Raw genomic sequence first — 8,662 nt, forward strand, 5'->3', positions numbered from 1 at the left:
TCTCGCCGGGGGCCAGCGCCAGGTCGACCCCGGCGAGCACCGTCAGCGGCCCCTGAGGCGTGGCGTAGGCCTTGTGGACCTGACGAAATTCGAGCATGGAGAGTTCCCGGTGGCGTTCCCTCCGGCATGGTGGCACAGAATGTTCCGCCGCCACAGGCGACTCACGGAGAAGTGAAGCCGGCAAGGCGATCGCGTATAACCGAGGGCATGCCGGGGCATGCGGCCTGATGGCCAGGGGAGGGCAGAGTGACGGTCACGGTATCGAGACATTTCGTCTGTGAGCTGTTTCGGGGGGTGCCACAGCTTCACCGCGAGCGCGGCAGCCTGCTGCGCCGCGCCGGCATCTCGCCGGGCTGGCTGGACACCCGGCACGGGCGAGTCACCGTGGAGCAGTTTGCCACCCTCTATCGCCTGCTGGTCAACGAGTGCGATGACGAGACGCCGGGGTTCTTCTCCCGGCCGCTGCGTGGCGGCACCCTCAAGCTGCTCTGCCTGAGCCTGCTGGAGGCACCGACCCTCAGGGTGGCGCTCCACCGCTATCGGCTGTTCTTCCGCATCCTGCTGGATGACTTCGGCTACGAGGTCAGCCACGGCGACGAGCGGGTTCGCATCGGCCTCGTAGAACACTGCGCTCCGGCAGGCAGCCGCATCCTGGTGCACGAGCTGATGCTGAAGCTGCTCCACGGCATCGCCTCCTGGATGATCGCCCGCAAGATTCCACCGCTGCTGATGGAGTGCGCCTACCCCCAGCCTGCTCATAGTGCCGACTATCGCTACTTCTATCCGGGACGGGTGCTCTTCGACTGTCCCCAGACCGCCATCTACTTCGATCGAGCGGTGCTCGACGAGCCGATCCGCCAGACCAAGCAGCACCTGGGCGCCTTCCTGCAGCGCGCTCCGGCGGACTGGTTCTATGTCTCCTTCGAGGAGCGCCTGCTCGCCCACCGGGTGCGCGAGTACCTGACCCGCCACGGCGTCTACTCGGCCAGCGTGGCGGAGGTGGCCGAGGCGCTGCACCTGTCGGTGCGCACCCTCTCGAGGCGCCTGGCGGCGGAGGGTACCCGCTTCCAGGCGGTCAAGGACGAGTGTCGGCGGGACTTCGCCATCCAGGCGCTGACCCGCAGCGAGCAGCCGTTGACGACCCTGGCCGAGTCGCTGGGATTCCAGGACCAGGCCTGCTTCAGCCGCGCCTTCCGCGGCTGGACCGGGGATACCCCCGCCGCCTATCGGCGGGCGTTGGCGGTACCCCGGTAGCGCCCGGGGCCCGTCCCTCAGGCCTCCTGGCGGATGCGCTTCTTGTCCAGCTTGCCCACGCTGGTCTTGGGGATCTCGTCGACGAAGCGGATGGAGGAGGGCAGCGCCCAGCGGTTGATGCGCCCTTCGCTCACGAACTGCTTGAGGAAGGTCAGCACCTCGTCGTCGGTGGGCGGGGCGTTGAGGTCAAGGGGCACCACCAGGGCGGCAGGGCGTTCGCCCCACTGCTCGTCGGGCACGCCGATCACCGCCACCTCGGCCACGCCGGGGCACTGGGAGATCAGGTTCTCCAGTTCCAGGGAGGAGATCCACTCGCCGCCGGTCTTGATCACGTCCTTGATGCGGTCGCGGATCTGCAGGAAGCCGCGCTCGTCGAGGGTGGCCACGTCGCCGGTATGCAGCCAGCCGTCGCGCCACAGCTCCTCGCTGCGGGTGGTCTCCTTGTAGTAGGCCTGGGTCAACCAGGGGGCGCGCACCCGCACCTCACCGACGCTCTCGCCGTCCTGGGGCAGCGGCGTGCCGCTCTCGTCCACCACCTGCAGGTGCACCAGCGGCACTGCCACGCCCGCCTTGCAGCGCCATGGCAGCTGGGTCTCGAAGTCGGCCTCGGCGATATCCCGGGGCAGGATGACGGCGGTGAGCAGCGGGCAGGTCTCCGACATGCCGTAGGCGGTGCGGGTGTCGATGCCCAGCTCATGGGCTCGCCGGGCCAGCGCCTGGGTCAGGGGGCTGCCGCCGATCAGCAGCTTCCAGCCGGAGAGGTCGACCCGGCCCGAGGCGACCGGCTCGGCGCCCAACACCATGCCGAGCAGGGTGGGTACGCAGTGGGAGAAGTCCACCTTCTCGCTGACCAGGAGCTTGACCAGCATCTCCGGCTCGTAGCGCCCGGGGTAGACCTGGGTCGTGCCGAGCAGGGTGGCGGTATAGGGCACGCCCCAGGCATGCACGTGGAACATGGGGGTGATCGGCATGTAGACCTTGTCGCGATCGAGCAGCTCGCACCCCGGGGCCTGGAAGGTGCTGGCCTCGCCCAGGGTGTGCAGTACCAGCTGGCGGTGGGTGAAGTAGACCCCCTTGGGGTTGCCGGTGGTGCCGGTGGTGTAGAACAGGGTGGCCACCGCGTTCTCGTCGAAGGTGGGGAAGTCGTAGTGGCCAGGCTGCTCGGCCAGCAGCGTCTCGTACTCGCCCACCAGCGGCAGGCGGGTCTCGAGGGGCGTCTCCTCCTCCTGGCAGAGCAGGTAGCCGCGGATGCGCGGCAGCCGCTCGTGAAGCCCCTCCAGCAGCGGCACGAAGTCGCGATGCACGAGCACGAAGTCGTCCTCGGCGTGCTCCATGGTGTAGTGGATCTGCTCCGGGGAGAGGCGCACGTTCACGGTGTGCAGGATGGCCCCCAGCATGGGCACGGCGAAGAAGGCCTCCAGGTAGCGGTGGCTGTCCCAGTCGAGCACGGCGACCACGTCGCCGGCGCGCACGCCCTGGGCACTGAGCAGGTGGGCGAGCTGGTGCACGCGTTCGCGAAAGCGACGGTAGTCGTGGCGGCTCAGATCGCGGTAAACGATCTGGTTGTCGCCGGCCATGCGTACGCCGCTCTCCAGCAGCTCGCCTATCAGCAGCGGCGGGTTGGTGGCTGATGGCGTGGGCGGCAGGATCCGGGGGTGAACGGTGGTCATGGTGTTCTCTCCTATGGTCACAGGCGCTCGATCAGCAGGGCGATGCCCTGGCCGCCGCCGATGCAGAGGGTGATCAGGCCATAGCGGCCGCCGGTGCGCTCCAGCTCGGCCAGCGCCTTGATCACCAGGATGGCGCCGGTGGCGCCGACAGGATGACCCAGCCCCACGGCGCCGCCGTTGGGGTTGAGGCGCTCTGCCGGGAAGCCCAGCTCGTCGGCCACCGCCATGGCCTGGGCGGCGAAGGCCTCGTTGGACTCGATGACGTCGATATCGCCGATGGCGAGCCCTGCCTGCTCCAGGCAGCGGCGCACGGCGGGAATCGGGCCCAGCCCCATCAGGTGCGGCTCGACCCCGGCGGTGGTGCCCACCAGGAAGCGTGCACGCGGCGAGAGACCGCGGCGCTCGGCCTCGTCGGCGTGGGCCAGCACCAGGCTCGCCGCGCCGTCGTTGAGGCCCGAGGCGTTGCCGGCGGTGACGATGCCCTCCTTCTGGAAGGCGGGTCGGAGCCGGGCGAGATCCTCCAGAGTGACGCCCTCGCGCACGTGCTCGTCGCGGTCGAAGACGCGCTCCTGGCGGCCCTGGCGCACCGTGACCGGGACGATCTGCTCGGTGAAGCGCCCCTCGGCGATGGCCCGGGCCGCCTTGTGATGGCTCTCCATGGCGAAGCGGTCCACCGCCTCGCGAGTGAGGCCGTAGCGAAGGGCGATGTTCTCGGCGGTGCAACCCATGTGGCCGCTGCCAAAGGGGTCGCTGAGGATGCCGAGGGTCAGGTCGGTGACCGCCGCGTGGCCCATGCGCAGGCCGCTGCGCGCCTGGGGCGGCAGCAGGTAGGCGCCCCGGCTCATGGACTCGGCGCCTCCGGCCAGGGCCAGGCGGCTGTCGCCCAGGGTGATCTGCTGGGCGGCGGAGAGCAGCGCCTGCACCCCGGAACCGCACAGGCGGTTGACGTTGAAGGCGCCGGCCTCGTCGGGCACGCCGCTCTCTCGGGCGATATGGCGCGCCAGGTAGACGTCCTCGGGGCCGGTGGTGATGATATGGCCGTAGACGGCGTGGTCGATGGCCGCGGCCTCGACGCCTGAGCGCTTGAGCGCCTCCCGGGCGGTGACGGTGCCGAGCTCGTGGGGCGCAAGGCCGGCCAGGCTGCCGCCGAAACCGCCTATGGCGGTACGGGCGCCACCCAGGATGACAACGGAATCCAGACGCATGGGGTCTCTCCTGATTCAGGTCCTGCCCAGCAGCGAGCGGGCCACGACTTCCTTCATGATCTCCGAGGTGCCAGCGTAGATGGTCTGCACCCGAGCATCCAGATAGAAGCGCGAGATGGGGTATTCGCGGGTGTAGCCGTAGCCGCCAAACAGTTGCAGGCAGGTATCGGCGGTGGCGCACTGCATCTCGGTTAGGCGCAGCTTGAGGATGGCGGCCTCGGTGGGGCCCATGGCGCCCTGGCGATACTGCGCCATGCACTTCTCGAGGTAGGCGCGGCCCAGCTCGATGTCGGCCTGCACCTCGGCCAGGGTGAAGCGGGTGTTCTGGAAGTCGCCCACCCGCTGGCCGAAGGCGCGGCGCTCCTTGACGTACTCCAGTGTCAGCGCCAGGGCACCCTCCATGGCGCCCAGGGCCTGGGCGCCGACGCCGAGGCGCTCCCGGGGGAGCTCCTGCATCAGGTAGGCGAAGCCCCGGCCCTCCTCGCCGAGCAGGGCACCCTTGGGCAGCTCGATGCCGTCGAAGAAGAGCTCGGCGGTGTCGCTGGCGTGCTGGCCGATCTTCCTGATCGGCTGGCCGCGGGAGAAGCCGGGCAGGGTGGTGTCGACGAGAAAGAGCGAGACCCCCTTGGCGCCCGCCTCCGGGTCGGTCTTGGCGCAGACGATCACCAGGTCGGCCACCTGGCCGTTGGTGATGAAGAGCTTGCCGCCGTCCAGCCGCCAGCCGCCCTCGGTGCGCCGGGCGCGGGTCTTCATGGCGGCCAGGTCGCTGCCGGCGCCGGGCTCGGTCATGGCGATGGCGCCGATCACCTCCCCGCTGGCCATGGCCGGCAGCCAGCGCTGCTGCTGTTCCGGGGTGGCGATATGCAGCAGGTAGGGCATGACGATATTGGCGTGGATGTTGTAGGCGCTGGCCAGGCCGCCGTAGCCGCGCCGCGAGATCTCCTCGATGACCAGCTGGGTGATGGCGAAATCGGCGCCGGCACCCCCCAGGGACTCCGGCATGTCGATGCCCAGCAGTCCGGCCTCGCCCATTTGCTTCCAGAGTGCGCGGGGCACCTCGCCGGCCTCCTCCCACGCCTCGTAGTGGGGTGTCACCTCCTGTCCCAGGAAGCGGCAGATCATGTCGTGGAAGAGCGGCGTCAGCTCGTCCTGGGGAGTGGCCTGGGTCACGCGTTCAGCTCCTTGCGCAGGTGTCGCTTGAGAATCTTGCCGGCGGTGCTCTTGGGCAGGGCATCGGCGAAGAGCACGCGCTTGGGCACCTTGTAATGGGCCATGACGCGCTTTGCGTGGGCGATGAGCGCCTCCTCGCTGGCCGCCTCGCCCTCCTTGAGCACCACCACGGCGGTGATGGCCTCTATCCACTTCTCGTCGGGCAGGCCGATCACCGCCACCTCGGAGACGGCCGGATGCTGGAACAGCCCCTCCTCCACCTCGCGGCTGGCCACCACCACGCCGCCGGTGTTGATGACGTCCTTGATGCGGTCGACGATGAAGAGATAACCCTCCTCGTCGACGTAGCCCACGTCGCCGGAGTGGAACCAGCCACCGAGGAAGGCCTCCTCGGTCATCTCGGGCTTGTCCCAGTAGCCGGTGAGCAGCTGGGGCGAGCGGTGGACGATCTCGCCGTGCTCCCCGGTGGGCACGTCGTTCATCTCGGCGTCGACGATGCGGGTCTCCACGGTGAGGATCGGACGGCCCGCCGAGGCCGGCCGGGCGTCGTGCTCCTCGGGGCGCAGCACCGTGGCCAGGGGAGCGATCTCGCTCTGGCCGTAGCAGTTGTAGAGCCCCACGCCGGGAATGCGCCGGCGCAGCTCCTCCAGCACCGGCACCGGCATGATGGAGGCGCCGTAGTAGGCCTTCTTCAGGCGGCTCAGGTCGGAGCGCTCGAAATCGGGGTGGCGCAGCAGGCTGATCCACACCGTGGGCGGGGCGAAGAAGGAGGCGATGCCCTGGCGGCTGATCTGGGCCAGGCAGTCGTCGGGCAGCGGCGCCTCGCGCAGGTGGACCGGCGCGCCCAGCAGCAGCGCCGGCATCAGGAAGACGTGCATCTGCGCGGAGTGATAGAGCGGCAGGGCGGCCAGCATTGGCTCGTCGCCCTTGATGTCGAGCTCCACCATGCAGGCCATGTACTCGGCGAGCAGGGCCTGGTGGGTCATCATCGCCGCCTTGGGCGCGGCGGTGGTGCCGGAGGTGTAGAGCAGCTGGGCGAGGCTTGCGCCCTCCACCGCCACCTCCGGCTCGGCCTCGCCGCCCTCGCCCATGGCCGCGGCCAGCACGTCGAAGCCGTCGCTCTCCCCGGCATGGAGGGTGCCCGACAGTGCCAGCGCCTTGCCCTCGGTGGCGGCGGTCACCGTGTCGGCCAGGCCGAGGTCGCTGAGCAGGCCCGTGGCGCCGGACTGCTCGAGGATGTAGCCGAGCTCGTCGGCGGTCAGGGCGTAGTTCACCGGCACGTGCACCAGGCCGGCCCGGGTCGCGGCCAGCCAGGCGATCACGTAGGCGTCGGAGTTCTTGCCGTAGACCGCCAGGCGGTCCCCGGGAGCGAGGCCCGACTCGAGCAACCGGTTGGCGACCCGGTTCACCGCCCGGTTGAGATCAGCGTAGGACCAGTGGCGGTCGTTGAAGGCCAGTGCCAGCTTGCCGCCATGCTTGCGGGCGCTGCGGTTGAGGGCCGCGCCGATGGTGTTCTGCTGAGTGCGAGTCGCTGTTCTTGAGCTTGTCATCGTGCTGGGCATCGTCTGCTACCTCATGGATCCGTCCGATCGTTCATCGAGTGGGAGCGCCGCCCGGTTCGATGCCGCGACGGCAGCTTGGGCATGCCCTGCGGGCCTGCCGTCCCTTGCCTGGGGCGGGCGCTCTGCCGTCTCGAACTCCTCCGGGCACAGCACCCAGAACAACGAGGCCTTGAGGCCTGAGTGAGGCGGTTTGATGGTTGACGTCATGGGCTGGGCTCGCGGGCGATGTTCAGCTGCTCTGATTGACCAGATGACACTGGCTTTCGGAGAGCGGGCGGAAGGCCTCCTCGGCGGGGATGGTGCGCACCAGACGGAAGAGGTCGTCCTCGTCGGCGGCTTCCTCCGGCGACTTCACCTCCACCAGGTACATGTCGTGCACCATGCGGCCGTCCTCGCGGATGTAGCCTCCCCTGGCGAAGATGTCGTCGATCGGGGTCGCGGCCATCTGCTCGCGCACCGCCTGGGCCTCGTCGGTGCCGATGGCGTCGACCGCCTGCAGGTAGTGCAGGGTGCTGGAGTAGAGGCCGGCGTGGACCTGGGTGGGCATGCTGCCGGTGCGCTCGCGGAAGCGCTCGGCCCAGGCGCGGGACTCCTCGTCGCGGTCGTAGAACCAGGCGGTGGTGAACTGCAGGCCCTGGGCGGCGTCCAGGCCGATGCTGCGCACGTCCGTGCTGAACAGCACCATGCCGGCCAGGATCTGGCCCGCCTGGGTGATGCCGAACTCGCCGGCGGTGGTGATGGCGTTGATGGTGTCGGAGCCGGCGTTGTTCAGCGCGATCACATCGGCCCCGGAGGCCTGTGCCTGGAGCATGAACGACGAGAAGTCGGTGCTGGGGAAGGGGTGGCGGGCGCTGCCGACGATGGTGCCACCGTTCTCGACGACCACCCGCTCCACGTCGGCCTCCAGGGCGTGGCCGAAGGAGTAGTCGGCGCTGAGCAGGTACCAGTTGAGGTTGCCCTCCCGGGTGATGGCGCTGGCGGTGCCGTTGGACATGGCCCAGGTGTCGTAGACCCAGTGGATATGGTTGGGCGAGCAGCTCTCGTTGGTCACCCCGGAGGAGACGGCGCCGTTGACCAGCCCCAGGCGGTTCTCCTCCTCCAGCAGGCGCACGGCGGCCAGGGTCACGGAGGAGGCCACCAGGCCGGTGACCATGTCGACGTTGCGCTCGTCGATCCACTCGCGAACGACGCTGGAGCCCACGTCGGCGCTGTTGCGGTCGTCGGCGCTGAACACCACGATATCGGCGCCGGCCACGCTGCCACCGACGTCCTCGATGGCCATCTGGATGGCATCGAGCCCCAGGGGGCCGATGGGGTCGCGGTAGACGCCGGACATGTCGGCCAGGTAGCCGATGCGGATCTCGTTGTCGGTGATCTCGGCGGCGCCCGCCTGGGAGGCGAGCAGGACGGAGGCGGCGAGGGTGCCCAGGGCGAACTGACGGGTCTTGATCATGGTGAGGCCTTTGCGTTGTCGCGTTGTTGTTGTGCGTTGCTTCTGGTGCGCCGAGGCCGGCGCCCGGTATTCATGGTAGGAGCAAAGGCAGGGCCGGAATTGACCTATCGAGCCAGATTTTTTGCATTTCGTGCCAATCTGATGGGCATTTTTATCAAGCAGGCAAACGAAAGGGACAAAGTGCCGACATAATCGGCCAGGCGGAATAGAGGGTGCCGTAAACGTCAGGGGGCACCCGAAGGCGCCCCCTGTACGTTACCGCCGAGCCTTTCGCTCAGTGGCGATGGCCGTGGCCATGATCGTCTTGGCCGTCTTCGCCATGGCCGGGCTGGGCCAGGGCGTCATGCA

6 protein-coding genes are annotated in these 8,662 nt (G+C 69.0%); 1 reads left to right on the plus strand and 5 read right to left on the minus strand.

Translation table 11 applies throughout. The annotated features are described in order from the left end of the window. Window positions 1–246: 246 nt before the first annotated feature. Window positions 247–1,254, plus strand: coding sequence for an AraC family transcriptional regulator (locus tag IBX53_RS12855; protein ID WP_290909859.1), 1,008 nt, complete (start codon window positions 247–249; stop codon window positions 1,252–1,254). 17 nt (window positions 1,255–1,271) lie between these two features. Here IBX53_RS12855 and IBX53_RS12860 read toward each other — a convergent pair whose 3' ends face one another. The 5 genes from IBX53_RS12860 to IBX53_RS12880 form a co-directional block, all read right to left on the minus strand. After that, window positions 1,272–2,924 carry a fatty acid--CoA ligase gene (locus IBX53_RS12860; protein ID WP_290909861.1) on the minus strand — a complete coding sequence of 551 codons (1,653 nt, stop codon included), beginning with the start codon at window positions 2,922–2,924 and terminating at the stop codon, window positions 1,272–1,274. A gap of 17 nt (window positions 2,925–2,941) precedes the next feature. Next, window positions 2,942–4,129, minus strand: a complete 1,188-nt coding sequence (gene bktB / locus IBX53_RS12865; RefSeq protein WP_290909862.1) for a beta-ketothiolase BktB — start codon at window positions 4,127–4,129, stop codon at window positions 2,942–2,944. Window positions 4,130–4,144: 15 nt separating this feature from the next. Continuing rightward, window positions 4,145–5,251, minus strand: coding sequence for an acyl-CoA dehydrogenase family protein (locus IBX53_RS12870; RefSeq protein WP_290909866.1), 1,107 nt, complete (start codon window positions 5,249–5,251; stop codon window positions 4,145–4,147). A 44-nt stretch (window positions 5,252–5,295) separates the two neighbouring features. Further along, window positions 5,296–6,849, minus strand: a complete 1,554-nt coding sequence (locus IBX53_RS12875; RefSeq protein ID WP_290909863.1) for a fatty acyl-CoA synthetase — start codon at window positions 6,847–6,849, stop codon at window positions 5,296–5,298. 241 nt (window positions 6,850–7,090) lie between these two features. Further along, complete coding sequence (locus IBX53_RS12880; RefSeq protein ID WP_290909865.1) at window positions 7,091–8,314, minus strand: ABC transporter substrate-binding protein; 1,224 nt, start codon at window positions 8,312–8,314, stop codon at window positions 7,091–7,093. Between the last annotated feature and the right edge of the window lie 348 nt (window positions 8,315–8,662).

Source organism: Halomonas sp. (assembly GCF_014859505.1).
Classification (GTDB): Bacteria; Pseudomonadota; Gammaproteobacteria; order Pseudomonadales; family Halomonadaceae; genus Halomonas.